This is a genomic window from Candidatus Saccharibacteria bacterium oral taxon 488, from assembly GCA_013100825.1.
Taxonomy (GTDB): Bacteria; Patescibacteriota; Saccharimonadia; order Saccharimonadales; family Saccharimonadaceae; genus Nanosynbacter.
On record CP040001.1, the window covers coordinates 199,261 to 214,136 of the forward strand.

The 14,876-nt window shown below is 50.9% G+C and carries 17 protein-coding genes; 12 read left to right on the top strand and 5 right to left on the bottom strand.

Annotation, left to right across the window (positions count from 1 at the left end):
• Positions 1-37: 37 nt before the first annotated feature.
• Positions 38-157, bottom strand: a complete 120-nt coding sequence (locus tag FBF26_01025; protein ID QJU10554.1) for a hypothetical protein — start codon at positions 155-157, stop codon at positions 38-40.
• Between FBF26_01025 and FBF26_01030 the strand changes: the two genes are divergently transcribed.
• Together FBF26_01030 and FBF26_01035 are read left to right on the top strand one after the other, a co-directional pair.
• A complete protein-coding gene (locus FBF26_01030; protein ID QJU09847.1) occupies positions 118-1,476 on the top strand; it encodes a hypothetical protein in 1,359 nt (452 codons plus the stop codon). The genes FBF26_01025 and FBF26_01030 overlap by 40 nt on opposite strands.
• Before the next feature lie 85 nt (positions 1,477-1,561).
• Complete coding sequence (locus FBF26_01035; GenBank protein ID QJU09848.1) at positions 1,562-1,924, top strand: hypothetical protein; 363 nt, start codon at positions 1,562-1,564, stop codon at positions 1,922-1,924.
• A gap of 54 nt (positions 1,925-1,978) precedes the next feature.
• On the opposite strand, the gene recF is transcribed toward FBF26_01035, so the two are convergent.
• Positions 1,979-3,034 (bottom strand): DNA replication and repair protein RecF, encoded by a 1,056-nt coding sequence (gene recF, locus FBF26_01040; GenBank protein ID QJU09849.1) that lies wholly within the window; start codon positions 3,032-3,034, stop codon positions 1,979-1,981.
• 14 nt (positions 3,035-3,048) lie between these two features.
• A complete protein-coding gene (locus tag FBF26_01045; protein QJU09850.1) occupies positions 3,049-3,558 on the bottom strand; it encodes a hypothetical protein in 510 nt (169 codons plus the stop codon).
• Between the two features lie 267 nt (positions 3,559-3,825).
• On the opposite strand from FBF26_01045, the gene FBF26_01050 reads away from it, so the two are divergent.
• The 7 genes from FBF26_01050 to greA all read left to right on the top strand — a co-directional run bounded on the left by FBF26_01050 (position 3,826) and on the right by greA (position 9,372).
• Positions 3,826-4,380: a ribosome recycling factor gene (locus FBF26_01050; protein ID QJU09851.1), complete on the top strand. Its 555-nt coding sequence runs from the start codon at positions 3,826-3,828 to the stop codon at positions 4,378-4,380.
• Positions 4,380-4,796 (top strand): hypothetical protein, encoded by a 417-nt coding sequence (locus tag FBF26_01055; GenBank protein ID QJU09852.1) that lies wholly within the window; start codon positions 4,380-4,382, stop codon positions 4,794-4,796. The genes FBF26_01050 and FBF26_01055 overlap by 1 nt, the downstream gene beginning before the upstream one ends.
• On the top strand, positions 4,789-5,484 hold the full coding sequence (uppS, locus tag FBF26_01060) for a di-trans,poly-cis-decaprenylcistransferase (protein ID QJU09853.1): 696 nt from the start codon (positions 4,789-4,791) through the stop codon (positions 5,482-5,484). Before FBF26_01055 ends, uppS begins: the two co-directional genes overlap by 8 nt.
• 2 nt (positions 5,485-5,486) lie before the next feature.
• The gene (locus FBF26_01065; GenBank protein QJU09854.1) at positions 5,487-6,653 is read left to right on the top strand and encodes a PDZ domain-containing protein; all 1,167 of its coding nucleotides are present in this window, start codon (positions 5,487-5,489) and stop codon (positions 6,651-6,653) included.
• Positions 6,654-6,656: 3 nt separating this feature from the next.
• A complete protein-coding gene (locus FBF26_01070; protein QJU09855.1) occupies positions 6,657-7,490 on the top strand; it encodes a CPBP family intramembrane metalloprotease in 834 nt (277 codons plus the stop codon).
• 1 nt (position 7,491) lies between these two features.
• A complete protein-coding gene (locus FBF26_01075) occupies positions 7,492-8,742 on the top strand; it encodes a prolyl-tRNA synthetase (protein QJU09856.1) in 1,251 nt (416 codons plus the stop codon).
• A 174-nt stretch (positions 8,743-8,916) separates the two neighbouring features.
• On the top strand, positions 8,917-9,372 hold the full coding sequence (gene greA / locus FBF26_01080; protein ID QJU09857.1) for a transcription elongation factor GreA: 456 nt from the start codon (positions 8,917-8,919) through the stop codon (positions 9,370-9,372).
• A gap of 178 nt (positions 9,373-9,550) precedes the next feature.
• Here the strand turns inward: greA and FBF26_01085 are convergent, their stop codons facing one another.
• Positions 9,551-9,958 carry a hypothetical protein gene (locus tag FBF26_01085; GenBank protein QJU09858.1) on the bottom strand — a complete coding sequence of 136 codons (408 nt, stop codon included), beginning with the start codon at positions 9,956-9,958 and terminating at the stop codon, positions 9,551-9,553.
• A 108-nt stretch (positions 9,959-10,066) separates the two neighbouring features.
• Here FBF26_01085 and FBF26_01090 point away from each other — a divergent pair, with 108 nt between their 5' ends.
• Together FBF26_01090 and FBF26_01095 are read left to right on the top strand one after the other, a co-directional pair.
• A complete protein-coding gene (locus tag FBF26_01090; protein QJU09859.1) occupies positions 10,067-11,806 on the top strand; it encodes a DUF2207 domain-containing protein in 1,740 nt (579 codons plus the stop codon).
• Between the two features lie 2 nt (positions 11,807-11,808).
• A complete protein-coding gene (locus FBF26_01095) occupies positions 11,809-12,765 on the top strand; it encodes a DUF21 domain-containing protein (protein QJU09860.1) in 957 nt (318 codons plus the stop codon).
• A gap of 385 nt (positions 12,766-13,150) precedes the next feature.
• Here the strand turns inward: FBF26_01095 and FBF26_01100 are convergent, their stop codons facing one another.
• Positions 13,151-13,429, bottom strand: coding sequence for a hypothetical protein (locus tag FBF26_01100; GenBank protein ID QJU09861.1), 279 nt, complete (start codon positions 13,427-13,429; stop codon positions 13,151-13,153).
• Between the two features lie 148 nt (positions 13,430-13,577).
• Between FBF26_01100 and FBF26_01105 the strand changes: the two genes are divergently transcribed.
• Positions 13,578-14,867, top strand: coding sequence for an ABC transporter permease (locus FBF26_01105; GenBank protein ID QJU09862.1), 1,290 nt, complete (start codon positions 13,578-13,580; stop codon positions 14,865-14,867).
• Positions 14,868-14,876 lie beyond the last annotated feature (9 nt).

The following is a 14,876-nucleotide window of genomic DNA, read 5'->3' on the forward strand; positions in this document are numbered from 1 at the left end:
TGTGATAGTATAGAGCATAAGATTAACTACAGTGATATTAAAATATATGAAGAATATGAGGTCTGTATGCATAAAATGAGCCCCGAATCAAGTGTAAGAACATCCTACACTGGCCACATGATTGATGGGTGGGGGAGCCTCTCTGAAAAAGGGGCAGACTCTACTACTCCTGAACAGGATGGCCGTAATGGGGTGATGGCTATCGAGACAACCACCGATAAAAATAATCGAAAGTTTGCAGAAATTCCTGGGTATGAAGAGATCCGCCGACAGATTATTGATAGTAATGTATCTCATTCAGGGGAAACGGACGGCTGGAGCGCTGCTGTGTCACCAGAGAACGAGACTCAAGGATGGGTTGATCCGTTTGAGCAAACACCAGGTGGTCGTCGAGAGTCTTTGGCAAAACGAATTGTTGGTGGCCTGAAAGGCTTAGGAGAAAAACTATCAAGTCATGGCGGAGCGGCAAAGAGAAAGATTGGTGAAGTATTCAATAAGGCAGCTGAGACTGGGAAGAGTCTAAAAGAGACTATCGGTCAGGCTGCTCAGAGTGCTAAGGAGCGTCGTGCTGAGCGCCGCCAGCAACGCGAGGAGGCTCGCGAGAACCGTGAAAGTAAGTTAGCTGCAAAAAGGCAGGAGCGTCAGGAGAGGGCCCAGAAGCGCAAGGATGCAGCAGGCGAACGCCGCAAGGCAGCCAGGAATGACAGAAATGCTGAAGTTGAGGATTTGCGAAAAAGGGCTGGACTCAGAGAAGAGACCGTGGCCGTAGAAGGTAAGCAGAGGGGTACTGATACAGAAATCGCTGGAACAAAGGCAGAGATTGAGGCAATGTCGAGTGGCGAACTGGCGGCTGCGTTTGAGCAACTGACAACGGCGCGTGAAGCGTATAGGGATAGCGAACACCCGGCTGATTCTACTGAAGGTCAACGACTGGCGTTAGCAGTGAGTATAGCGGAAGGTGCATGGCAAGTCGCCAGCGGTCAAGTCGAGATGCTCAAGCTTGGCTTGCAAGAACTTGAGATGAAACGTCAAGGTCTTGAGCGTCAGCGCCAAGAGGCTCTCGATAAGATTCGTGAGATAAATGAGCGGCGAGGTGAGCGTATAACGACTGCCAAAGCAAGGCGGGAAGCACGCCGCGAGGCGCGCCAGGAAAAGCTGGCGGGTGTAAAGGAGGCGATCGGTGATGGTTTTCAGTCCGCTAGCGAGCGGGTCAGCGCCACTGCCGATCGGTTAGGTAGGGCGGCTGGCCGTGCAACCGAGCGAATCGGTGAGATGCGCACTACCGTAGCGCAGCGACTGCGGGATATCGGTAGCTACCTATCACGTCCGGTTGCTTTCATGGGGCGTAAGACAAAAGAAACGCTCACGGCAACAGGTGACTTCACCCGACGGTTCGGCAGGGCAGCGGTTGCAGGTCATATAGCGTTCACACAGGAGATGCAAAACCCGAATTCTAATGTAGGTGATAGAGTCTAATCCTAACGAGATAAATAGTAGGCAACTTGTTGAGGAAATTGATACGACGGTTGAGATAACTAATAAAATAAAAAAAGGATAGTTTATGAATAACGACAATACACCACGGGTTAATCTTGATGAGGCGTTGATCACGGTCGATCAGCTGCGAGAGATGGGTATTAATCTGCCAGAACAGCAATTGCAAGAGTTGGCTGTTCACGTGCAAGATACGATTAATGAGCGGATTGGCGAGGAGGCTGTAGAGTCTCTAACAGGTGAACAGCTGGAAGAATTAATCACAATACAGGATAATGGTGCACCGGGCGATCAGATTAGTGAGTGGTTGCGCGCACGAGTACCGGATTATGAACAAATAGTTGAAGACAATACGATCATTGTACTTGGCGAAGTCGCCGATGACATTGATGCAATTCAACAACCAAAACCTGAAGCCGAGCGAGAGTGAATAATATCGTCACGCTTAGCTTAGCATGATACATCCCGCCAAAATGGCGGGATTTTAGCGCGTTGAGACTATCAAACAATCATCCCTCTGGTGGCGGGCGTCAGTGGTGGTGACGATGAATTGATGATGTTGGATGGTCTCTTGGAGGAGTTTTTCGCGAGTGGCATCTAGTTCAGAAAACACATCATCCAGGAGGATGAGCGGCCGTGATTGACTGATTTTCGTTTGCAGTTCCAGCTCGAGCAGCTTGAAAGCCAGCATAATGGTGCGCATTTCGCCGCGCGAGGCGACTTTGATGGCCGGCTGGCTGTGGAGGAAAATCGTAAAATCCTCGCGGTGTGGGCCGGCCGAAGTATGGCCTGTAGCGATCTCATAGTCGCGAGCACGCTGTAGGCGGTCGAGAAGTGCTTGTTCGTATCGATCAAGCGATGTACTGGCTTGATAGGTGGCTGCAAAAGCTGTTTCGTGTCCCGCCAGCGCTGCATATAAACTACTCAGCGCCACCTCGTGCTTAGCCAAGAATTCAGCGCGGGCTTGGGCGATGTGAGTCGCTAGCTGGACGAACTTAATATCCCAGGCAAAGAGATGATCGCGCCAGTTTTGGGTCGTCTCGTGGGGATGTTTGAGCAGTTCATTGCGCTGGAGCAAGGTTCGGTGAAAGGCACGGAGTGTGGCTTCGTATTGAGCATTCAGCCGAGATAATATACCGTCCAGAAAATCCCGTCGCCGCGATGGTGAGGAAGAGATGAGTCGTAGCTCGCTTGGCTCAAACAGAACGACCGGCAGGCGATGTTTACGGGGAAGGAGTTTGCTGTGGCTATCGTTAATCGTAAATTCTTTGGTTATCGTGCCGTCGGCTGTGCGGAGCAGCTGGAGGCGTCGAGAGGTGTTGTCGGTTTCGAGGTGGATGATGGTTTGCGTTTGGTCGTGCTGCATGCAATCAGCAAGGCTGCCGCGAAAGCTACTGCCGCGGAGGGCGACGTATATCGCTTCGAGCAAGTTTGTCTTGCCCGTACCGTTTGGTCCAACGATGACGGTGCCGCCTGGCGCCAGTGTCGTCTCATAAAGGCCGTAGGAGCGAAAATGATATAGTTTAATGTGTGTTATCACTGATGATAATTATATCACGCGGCTTCTTCTGGCGAGGTTAGTTCTGCATAAGGATCGGCGACCCGTCGGAGATTTTTTTGGTCTTCTGGATCGATGAGTTCTGGATGAGAGAGAATGCTATGTTTGATGTGGGTTTCACGCAGCGAAAGGGGACGTTGCATGTCTCTATATTCGGGCGGTAGGTCTTGCTCGCTGCCACTAGTAATATCGTTTTTGATGACACATTCCCATGTGTCGGGCGCGCTCTCGATGAGCTTGACATGGTGAGTGCCGGTGACGCCCAGGTAATCAATAGGCATTGGCGGAAATTCAATGGTTGCTCGTGGTGTTTCGGGGTGCTCCTCCATATACCAGACTTCCGCACGGCGGATGGTGAATTCCTGTCCCTCGTATCTAACTTTTACGGTCTTGAAGCCGTCGGAGCGTTCTTTGTCGGCATCAAGAGTGTCGTTGTTTTCAGCGGCGATCGCGGTAGCCTCATCAAAGAATTGATTACTCTCGTCTTGGTCGCCTGGTGTTTTCACGTCGCCAGTAGGCTCGTTGATACCATCCGGGAGATTACCGTAAAGGTCTGCATTATAGCCACTGTTGCGTGCTGCAATTTCCTCGGGGTTAAGCGGCGGCTCTTTCGTCTCTCAGTTCGCTTTAGTCGCTCAATATCGTAGGCCATCTTCTAAGTTTCTGTTTAATTATACGTTAACGTTTTGATTTTAGCATGAATATTTGGATAAGTCAAGCAGACAACCCCGTCAACAGTCTGCTATAATGGATGACAGATAACGGGAGGAAATATGTTTGACACACAACCATATGAGGATAAAATGGCGCAGGCGTTTAGTCATTTTCAGGACGAGCTGAAAAAGGTGCGGACAGGCCGGGCGCACGCCGGGATGCTGGACGGCGTGATGGTGGAGGCGTACGGGACGCGGATGCCGCTGAACCAGGTGGCGAATGTGACGGCACCGGAGGCACAGATGCTGCTGGTGACGCCATTTGATCCGAGTAATATTACGGCAATTTCGGCAGCGATTCGCGATAATCAGAGCTTGGGCTTTAATCCGTCCGATGACGGCCGGGTGGTGCGCGTGCCGGTGCCAGCATTGACTGAGGAGCGCCGTAAGCAACTAGTCAAGCAAGTGAGCGAAAAGGTCGAAGAGGCGCGGATCGCTATGCGAACGATTCGCCAGGATGCCCTGAAGGAGGCCAAGCGGATGAAGGACGCCAAGGATCTCGGTGAGGATGATTATAAGCGAGTCGAGAAGGAAATTGATGCGCTGATGAGTAAGGTGCAGGCACAAATTGACGAGGCGTTTAAAGCTAAAGAAAAGGATGTGTTAACGGTTTGATGAATCAGACGTTTGCTGAGCGCGTGAAAGAATTAGGGCTGCCACTGGATCAGATTATTATCATTGGCAGTGGTATTTTGGATCAATTAGGAATTCGTCAGTCCACTGATATTGATGTGGCGGCTGGTCGAGTGGTATTAGAAGAAATTGCTCGTAACAATGGCTGGGTCAGAAAGCTTGATACAAACCAACGCCAGTATTTGGTGAAGAATGACGGATCGGTGGAAGTTTGGGATGGCTGGGAAATTGACGGGCGAATTGTTGAGTATGACGAGCTGCTGGACTACGCGGTGGAATATGACGGTGTGAAGTTCGTCAATCTAGATTTTCTGCGGCGCTGGAAAAACTGGCGCGGGCGCGAAAAAGATATCCAGGATGTGAGGTTGATTAATGAGTGGAGGGCGAAACATGAGTGAAAAAACAGAATTGCCGAGGCACGTTGGCTTTATCGTTGACGGTAATCGTCGCTGGGCAAAGCAGCACGGACTGCCGGCCTATGAGGGACATTTGGCGGGATACAATAGTCTGAAGGATGTGCTACTGGAGACGTTACGTCGCGGCGTGAAGTATGCGAGTGCGTATGTGTTCAGTACAGAAAATTGGAAGCGTTCCGAGGAAGAGGTCGGACATCTGATGGGCCTGCTGCTCAAGGTGCTGGAGTCGGACGTGCCGATATTTTTGGAGCACAATGTACGGATGCGGGTGATCGGTTCGCGCGAGGGGTTGTCAGAGACCTTACGAAAAGCGATTGAGCGGGCCGAGGAGCGAACGCGGAATTTGACGGGCGGCGAGCTGCTTTTGTGTCTCAATTATGGCGGACATTTGGAAATTGCCGACGCGGTTAAAAAAATTGTTCAGTCGGGTGTGGCGGCCGAAGCCGTGACGCCAGAACTGATCGCTCAGAACTTATATGCGCCAGAAGTGCCGCCGTGTGACCTCATTGTGCGAACAAGCGGCGAACAGCGATTGAGTAATTTCATGTTGTGGCGAGCGGCATATAGCGAGCTAATGTTCATCGAGAAAAACTGGCCAGATATGACAACAAAAGATGTGGAGTTCATTCTGGAGGAGTACAAAAAACGTAATCGGCGCTTTGGAGGGTAATAATGGTGTTCATTGGAATTTTGGTTGGGCTGATCATATTAGTTTTGCTGGTGGTGGTGCACGAATTGGGTCACGCGATCGTGGCGCGGCGTAACGGTGTGGTGGTTGAAGAATTTGGTATCGGCTTTCCGCCAGCTGCAAAAAAATGGCGGCCTAAAACGAGCTTTCTCGGCAAGAATGTGGTGTTTAGTCTAAACTGGCTGCCGCTCGGCGGGTTCGTCAAGCTGAAGGGCGAATACGATTCGGCCGAAGGTGCGGGGACGTATGGCGGCGCTACCTTTTGGGTAAAGACCAAGATTTTGCTAGCCGGCGTGATGATGAATTGGCTGACGGCCGTCCTGCTGTTTATGATATTGGCGTTGGTGGGGATGCCAAAAATTTTACCACAGCAAGCGGTGCTGCCATTTGATTCACGGGTGGAGCGTTCAGCACTGACGGTGGCGCGAGTGACGCCAGGTTCGCCAGCGGAGAAAGTTGGCCTTCAGCGTGGTGATGAGGTGCGAAAGATCGGCGACCACGGCGTGACAACGCCGGCGGAGCTGTCGGCAGCCACGAAAGCGCAGGCTGGCCGCGAGGTGACGATTGAGCTGGCGCGCGGCGGTCAGACGCTCACCAAGCAAGTCCGGCTACAAACTGCTGAGCAAGCAAAAAATGGCGGCTACCTCGGTGTTGGCCCGCAACAGACAGAAACAATTCACAGTACCTGGTCGGCGCCAATCGCAGCAGTGGTGACCACGGGGCAATTGACATACGAGACGGTGGCAGGTGTCGGCTCGATCCTCATAAAAACGGTCAACGGGACGATCGGACAATTAGTTGGCTCATCAGAATCTCGCCAGGCGGCCAAGGCTGATCTGGCGGCAGTTGGCGAAAGCGTGGCCGGGCCGGTCGGCATCTTGGGTGTGCTGTTTCCGTCAGTGCTGAGTTCTGGCTTGACGCAAATTTTACTACTGGCGGCAATCATTTCACTGACGCTGGCGGTGATGAACGTACTGCCAATTCCAGCGCTGGACGGCGGGCGGTGGTTTACGATGGCGGGCTTTAAATTATTCAAGAAAAAATTGACCAAAGAGCGCGAGGAAACGATTCAGGGCATCGGTTTCTTGGTGCTAATGGCGCTGACGGTTTTAGTGACGTGGAGTGATATTGCGAAGGTATTAAGGGGATAAAATATGAGAAAGCGGGCGAGAAGTGAAAAAACCCAGTCGACAAAGGGGCGGTTGAATAAACATAATTGGTGGCTGCTTATTGTGCTGCCAGTGTGGACGTATGCGGCGTTCTGGATGGCGCAGTTAATTGTGCTCGGCCTAGTGTGGGCGCTTAGTCATGTTGGCGTGCCGCTTGGTTCGGTGAATGAGGTGCTGCTGAACGCGACGGGATCGGTTGTTGTGTATGTACTGGCGGTGACCTTGGTGGTGGGCCTGCCGTTTTATATTCGTCGTCGCCGGACGACGCTGAAGGAAATGGGAGTGACCGATTGGCCGTCGTGGTGGGACGTGGTGATTACACCGGCAGCCTTTATTGTATACACGATTTGTTCAGCGGTGTTTTTAACAGTGGTGACTAAACTGATAGCAATTGATATTCATCAGCCGCAGGCACTGCCATTCTCGCAGTCAATGCTTGGTACTCAGTGGCAATATATCGCGGCATTTATGACGATAGCAGTGTTGGCGCCAGTGGCGGAGGAGCTACTATTTCGCGGTTATTTGTATGGTAAATTACGACGGACGGCACCAGTTTGGATGGCGGTTTTGATCACCAGCCTGACGTTTGGGGCGGCGCATTTGTGGGGAGGCAGCGGGTCACTGCAGTGGGCGGTCGCGGCAGACACCTTTGTACTGAGTATCGTGATGAGCCTGGCACGTGAGTATACCGGCGCGATCTGGGTGCCAGTTTTGATGCATATTGCGAAGAATAGCGTCGCCTTTTATGCGCTGTACGTTAATCCAAATCTTTTAGAGCAACTAAAGTCAGCGCTACTGCCGCTCATCGGAGGAATATAAGATGCGAATGAGTCAACTATTTACGAGGACAGCCAAGACCGCACCAGCGGACGAAGTCTCGAAAAATGCCCAGCTCCTCATCCGGGCGGGATTTGTGTATAAGGTGATGGCTGGGGTGTACGCCTATACGCCGCTGGGGCTGCGTGTGCTGGAAAACATCAAACAAATTGTCCGCGAGGAAATGAATGCGATTGGTGGCCAAGAGCTGATCATGACGAATTTGCAGCGCCGCGAGACTTGGGAGGCGACTGGTCGCTGGAGTGATGAGGTGGTCGATGTGTGGTTTAAAACTCGCTTGCAAGACGATACTGAGCTGGGGTTGGCATGGAGTCACGAAGAAGCGATTATGGAAATGATGCAGCAATATGTCAAAAGCTATAAGGATCTACCGGTCAGCGTGTATCAGTTTCAGACCAAGCTGCGCAATGAACTCCGATCAAAGAGTGGTATTATGCGTGGCCGCGAATTTGTCATGAAGGATATGTACAGTCTGCACGCCACACAGGAGGACATGGATCAGTATTATGAGCGGGTTATCGAGGCGTATAAGCGCTGTTATGCACGGTTTGGCATTGGTGACAGTACATTTGTGACGTTTGCTGGTGGCGGGGCGTTCACCAAGTTTAGTCACGAGTTCCAGACGATATGTGAAGCTGGTGAGGATACACTGTACGTCAATACTGACCAGACGGTAGCTGTTAACGAAGAAGTGCTAGATGATGCTACTAAGGAATTGGGTATCAGTAGAGATGATCTGCTGCCAGTTGTCAGTGCGGAGGTGGGTAATATCTTTAAATTTGGTACCGAAAAAGCTGAACAAATGGGCATCATGTACACCGGTGAAGATGGCAGGCAGCATCCGATTTACCTTGCAAGCTATGGCATTGGCATCACGCGGGTGATGGGTGTGATTGCCGAGAAAATGTCGGATGATAAGGGGCTGGTCTGGCCGGAGAATATCGCGCCGTTCAAGATCCATGTGGTAGCAATTGGTGACAAGGGTCAGGAGCTAGCGAGTACATTATATACCGAGCTAGCGGAAAAGGGTGTGGAGGTGCTACTGGATGATCGGGCTGAGCGGCCGGGCGTCAAGTTCGCCGATGCGGAGTTGATGGGGCTGCCGTGGCGGATTACGATTGGTGAGCGGGCAATTGATGGTGACGGACTGTTCGAATTAACTGAGCGGGCGACTGGCGAGACGAAGAAGCTGGATTATCAGCAACTCGTCGCCTTTTGTTTGGAGCGCGGGTGATCACGTTGTCTGGCATATGCGACGGAGGCCAGATTACACCAGGGGCTCCGTCACGTATTGACATGGTTTGGGGTGATTGCTATACTCGTAAAGACTTAAATAACCATATGGATAAGCGCTATATATAGCACTTTTTGTTTTTGTAGACGCTATATATGGAGTGAGGAGAGTAACATGAATAAGGTATATCAGATTACCGAGAGTGGTCAACGTGAACTAGAACGAGAGCTGGAGGAGCTGAAAAGTCGGCGCGGTGAGATCGCTGATAAAATCGCGGCGGCGCGGGATTTTGGTGATTTGAGCGAAAATGCAGAGTACGATGCAGCGCGTGAGGCCCAAGGGTTGCTAGAAACGCGCATCACCGAGATTGAAACAATTTTGCAGAATGCGAGTATCATTCAGGCCGGCAGCAGTTCGACGGTGGTGCTAGGTAGTACAGTAGAACTGGAGGCCAATGGCAAGACAGTGGTCTATACCGTCGTTGGACCGGTCGAGGCAGATCCGCTAGAGGGGAAGGTCTCGAATGAATCGCCGATTGGCCAGGCGCTGATGGGCAAGGCGGTTGGTGATACGGTAACGATCAGCACGCCAAAGGGTGAGTTGGCATATACGGTCGTGGCACTGCGGTAGCTAGGTGGGACAATTGAAGGATCTGCTACTTGTCAATGTCTGTTGGTTGGTGGTAGATCGTTTGAATCGTCTTGGGATCTAGCTTGGTTTCCACAGCTTGACGCGCCTGCTGTCGTACTTCTTCCAGTGTCAGTTGCCGAGAACCACTTCCAGATAACCGTTGAAGTATGATGTCATCTCATATCGGCAAGTTCTGCTGATTGAACTGCTTCATGATTATTTCTGCTGGTGCAGCGTCGGTTTTTGGATGATAAAAGTTGTGTATTGCTAGAGTTACTCGGCCGAGACACTTTTGCATTTCTTTAGAAAGCTCACCAGGTTCAAGCTCCAATTCCTTGAGCGCATCCTCGAGAGCGTATGCTTCCTCTGGATATTCCTCACGGAGTAAATCAGTCGCATTAACCACATTCATTAGTGTACGGAGTGGATAGGCTGGGGGCTCTGTTCTGCCCCTTAGTTCTTCTATCCACGAATGAGCATTATGGTAGAGCCCCTTTGCTTGATTTGGATCGTCACAGCGATCGGGCAAGTTCATTTCCCATGAGGACGGCGTCGGGGTTTTATCCCTTGTTAGCAGCGTATCCATACCAGTTTTGAGCATCGTTCTCCATTATCCAATAAATGTTTCGTTTTTGCAAGACTATTGGATAATGTTTATTAAAAGCGCGTTGGTAATAAGTGATATAATTAACATATGAAGCGGTTTTTCTTTGGGATAGTTGCGGTGATGGCGCTGTTGGTCGGATTCGGGTCAACGGCACAGGCGACAAATAATTTTACGATTAGTAAGTATACTGTCGACATGGAGCTGGGGCGCGATAGCGAACAGCGTTCGACACTGCGTACCAAATTGACCATTACTGCGGATTTTCCGCCGCGGCAGAATCATGGCATTGCACCGGTGTTCGTCAAGCAGTATGATAAACATCCGACTCACTTTACGCTGGAATCAGTGGCAGACGAGCAGGGCACACCGCTGGAGCATACGTGGCGTGATAATGAGTTGAGAATTGGCAACAAAGACACCTACGTCAAGGGTAAAAAGACCTATGTCATTACCTATACGCAGCGGGACGTGACGAAATTATATCACGATACGGGTAAACAGGAGTTTTACTGGGATGCGATTGGCACTGCTTGGCAGGTGCCAATTCAGTCGGCATCAGTGACGCTCAAGCTGAGTCCCGAGCTGGTGGCCGCTAAACAAACGAACCTCCAGTGCTATCAGGGTCGGTTTGGTAGTAATCAGCGCTGCGAGGTACGTGAACAGGGCGATACGTTGACGGCGACAGCCCGCGCACTGCCAAAGATGGCTGGCGTGACGGTCGCGGTCGGATTTATGCCGGGGACATTTGCGGCATATCAGATGTCATTCATGGAACAGCTGATTGATTGGTGGGCGAAATTGCAATTGGTGTTGCTGGCGGTGGCGCTGATATTGGCGGGGGTGATCATCGTGGCTTATTATCGGTCGATTGGTCGCCGTAAAGAACTGGAGCCAATTCCGCCGGAGTATTTGCCACCGCGAGGTACGAGCGTGACGACGTCGGCCAAGCTGGTGCAGCCGTTTCATATGGTCAAGGGGTCGGTGATGGCGGCACAAATGATAGACCTAGCGGTGCGTCATTACATTCAGGTTATCGAAGTGAAGCCGCGTACGACATGGCGAATAGCTGAGTACGAAGTGAAAGTGATACAAGCTCCGGGTAAACTCCTGGCCGAGGAGCAAGAAATGCTGAGGAATATATTTGGCTCCTCGCTGAAAGTCGGTAAGCGGTTAAATCTAAAAACGCTGCGTAACGATGCGCGATACGCGGCGCGAGTACGCTACAGCGCAAAGCAAATGAAGGGTCGGCTCATTGACGACTATGGTTTGCAAGCGCGCGAGCCGCAGCATACCCGACGATTTCGACGGTACGCGATAATTATCAGTATTTTTGCGGTGCTATTGTTGTCGCCGGTGCTCTTGGTGCTGGCGGGGACGGTGTTTTATCTGTCGTTTGGTAAGGTGCTGACCGACAAGGGCCTGGCGCTCAGGCGGCATCTGGCGGGCCTGAAGAGGTACATTGGCGTGGCTGAGGTCGAGCGTTTGCAGATGCTTCAGAGTCCTGAGGGCGCGGAAAAAGTGAAGATTGACGCGGCTGATGAGAAACAATTAGTGAAATTGTACGAGCGGGTACTGCCGTACGCGGTGTTGTTTGGGCAGGAAAAAGAGTGGAGTGCGCAGCTGGGTAAGTACTATGAGCAGGTTGGCGAGCAGCCGGATTGGTACAGCGGCCAGGGTGCGTTTAATGCGACGGCATTTGCGACTGGAATGAACAGTTTGTCAAGCGTGGCTAGTAGCGCCAGTGATTATTCGTCGACCTCTGGCGGCTCAACTGGCGGCGGCTTTGCTGGCGGCGGCGGAGGCGGCGGCGGAGGCGGCGGCTGGTAATCGTGTCTGATGCTTTATTATTAATGATGGCGGCAGTGCTGTTGGTGCTGTCGGGGTCGTTTTCAGGTCTTAATATTGGATTAATGATGGCGCGGCCGGATGATTTGCGGCGTAAAGCTCGGCAGGGTGATGCGATCGCTGCCCGGGTATACCGCTACCGCAAGGATGGCTATTATCTGATCTTTTGTATTTTGCTGGGTAATGTTGGCGTGAATACCGCGATGTCGATTTTGCTGGGTAATATGACGAACGGCGTGATCGGCGGGCTGATTGCCACACTGCTGATCACGATGTTTGGCGAGATTTTACCGCAGGCGATTTTTACTCAGCGCGGCTATCGTTTTGTACGGCATTTCTTTTGGCTACTGGATGTGATTTATGTGCTATTTTGGCCGCTGGCTCGGCCGATGTCGAAGCTACTGAACCGCTGGCTAGGCAAGGAAACGCCGCAGCTGTATTCACATCAGGAGTTGGAACAGATTATTCACGAGCATGCCGCGCGGTCGGATAGCCCAGTCGATTACGATGAAAGCCGGATCGCGGCGGGTGCGCTACAATTTAGTAAAAAGACAGCTGGTGATTTGGTGACGCCGATGGATGAGGTATTTACCGTGGATTTGGGTGATGAGCTGGACGCAACGCTGCTGGCCCAGATCAAACACGCTGGACATTCGCGGATCCCAGTGCGGGCTGATGGGCGGCTGGCGGGGATTTTATATGTCAAAGATGTGGTGGGGCGCGAGCTGCCGCTGCCAGTTAGTCAACTGTATCGAGACAAGATTCATGATATCGACGCGCGGTCGCGTCTGGATACAGTACTCAGCCGATTTATTCAAACCCGCAATCATTTGTTTGTGGTGATGGATGACGAGAGGGAGCTGGGTATCATCACGCTAGAGGACGTGATTGAAGAGATTTTGGACCAGGAAATTGAGGACGAGTACGACGAAGTACGATAAGCTGATTTTAATTGTTTTTGCTGCCTATGCTTGACAAACGAGGGGGGTGGAATTACAACGATTTTTGACTACCGAAACCGCGGTAGTATGTGGATTGAGAATACATCCGCATAAGATCGACTACCTAGGACTGGCTCTGAGCCTGCTGGGGCTAGCGGAATCTTCGCTCGTCGTGACGGCGGTCGTGAGCACAGTACCCAGTACTACTCTGACGGATACCGTCTCTCGCGAGACACTGGACAGGGCGGCGACAGGGACGTCCACTGGACTAGCCAGAGAGTGGCAAAGGGTTCGCCCTCGCGCCACAACCCGCCTAGCGACGCGCGGTAGTCGCTAACGGGGAGGTGTGTTAAGTACAACACACCTCCCCACTCGACTCTTGAATTTATGAGTTTGGATCTGGAATTAGAGATGTTATTCTTTGATATAATTTTTCTATATCGCTAAAGGATGTGTGGTTATTAGTGTGTGCAAGCTGATCAAATAGTGTCGCTAAAAAATCCCAATCAATTACGGAGTGTTTTTCAGTGAGGCGAGCCATGGCAAAACAAAGTACGTCTAACGATTCTGCGACATCTGTTTTGTTTGGTGCGAATCTGTAGATATCAATAATCTCACGAGCAATGATTGCCTGGTGTATCTGATGGTTCTGAGTACTATCCATGATATTAGTGTAGCATACTGTATCTTCTATTAAATGATAAGAATACATATTTCTAATCTAAATAATTTATTTTCTCAAAACTACTTGAATTTTTATAGTACCTTGTATAACATAGTACTATGTACAATAAAACTATAAGGAGTAAGGCATGAGAAGAATCGATATCATTAAGCGGGCGGGACGGAATCTTCGCCAGTCAAAGGGTCGGACTATTTTGACGTCATTGGCGATTTCTGTCGGGGCGTTTACAATTGGTCTGGCGCTGATGGCTGGCGAGGGCGGCCGTTTGTATACCAATAGCATAGTCGACGCGGCTGGCGATAAAAAAGTGATCATGGTCGGTAAAAAGGTGGAATCGGAAAAGAAGGAGGAATTGCCAGAGTATGGTAGTTCGGCAGAAGAGGCTGACAAGAATAAAGAATCGGCGGCGCGCAGCAGATATTTGCTCAACGACAAGGATTTGGAAAAGATCCGACGAACACCGCATGTAAAAACGGTAACACCGGCGTATTCAACTGATGGCGTGGCGTATGCTAAAAGCTCGGCGAATAATAAAAAATTTGCGTTAACGGTGGCTGTTAAAATGGACAGAACTCGGGCAGAATTGGCGGCGGGGTCACTGGAAGATTTCATGCCAAAGCCGGGTGAGATTATCATCCCGGATGATTATGTGAAGCAGTTGGGCTTTAAGGATGCGCAGTCGGCAATTGGTCAGACGATAACCTTGGGTGTGCGCAGTGCGGCGCAGGGTGGAGACGTTGCCAAAGAGGTGTCGTTCAAGATCGCGGCGGTGGATAAAAAGTCAGACACTGTTTTGTTTTATGAACCAATGTTGAGAATTTCAACAGCTGACGCTAAGGCTATCTATGAATTTAGCCACGACAAGAGCCAACCACATCAGTATTCAACGGCGATTACTTTGGTAGATGACGAGAAGAATATTGATGTTGCTAAAGACGAAATCAATAAAGATTACAGTGCGTATTCGATTCAGGATATTCGAAAAACGTTGCTGACAATGGTCAATGTGGCTCAAGCGGCACTGGCGTCATTTGGTGGATTAGCATTGCTGGCGAGCGTATTTGGGATTATTAACACTATGTATATTTCGGTGTTGGAGCGTACCAGCCAAATTGGTTTAATGAAGGCGCTGGGGATGCGCGGCCGTGATATCGGTAAATTATTCCGCTATGAAGCAGCGTGGGTTGGTTTGCTGGGGGGACTGATTGGCGTTGGCTTGGCGAGTTTGGTGACGTTGCTGAATCCAGTGATTACTAGTGCGCTGAAGTTGGGCGCGGGAACGAATTTGCTGGTGATTAATCCGCTACACATTGGTTTGCTGGTGGTTGGTCTGGTGGTGATGGCGGTTATTTCCGGCTGGCTGCCAAGCCGCAAAGCAACAAAGCTAGACCCAATTGAGGCATTAAGGACGGAATAGGAGAGAGAT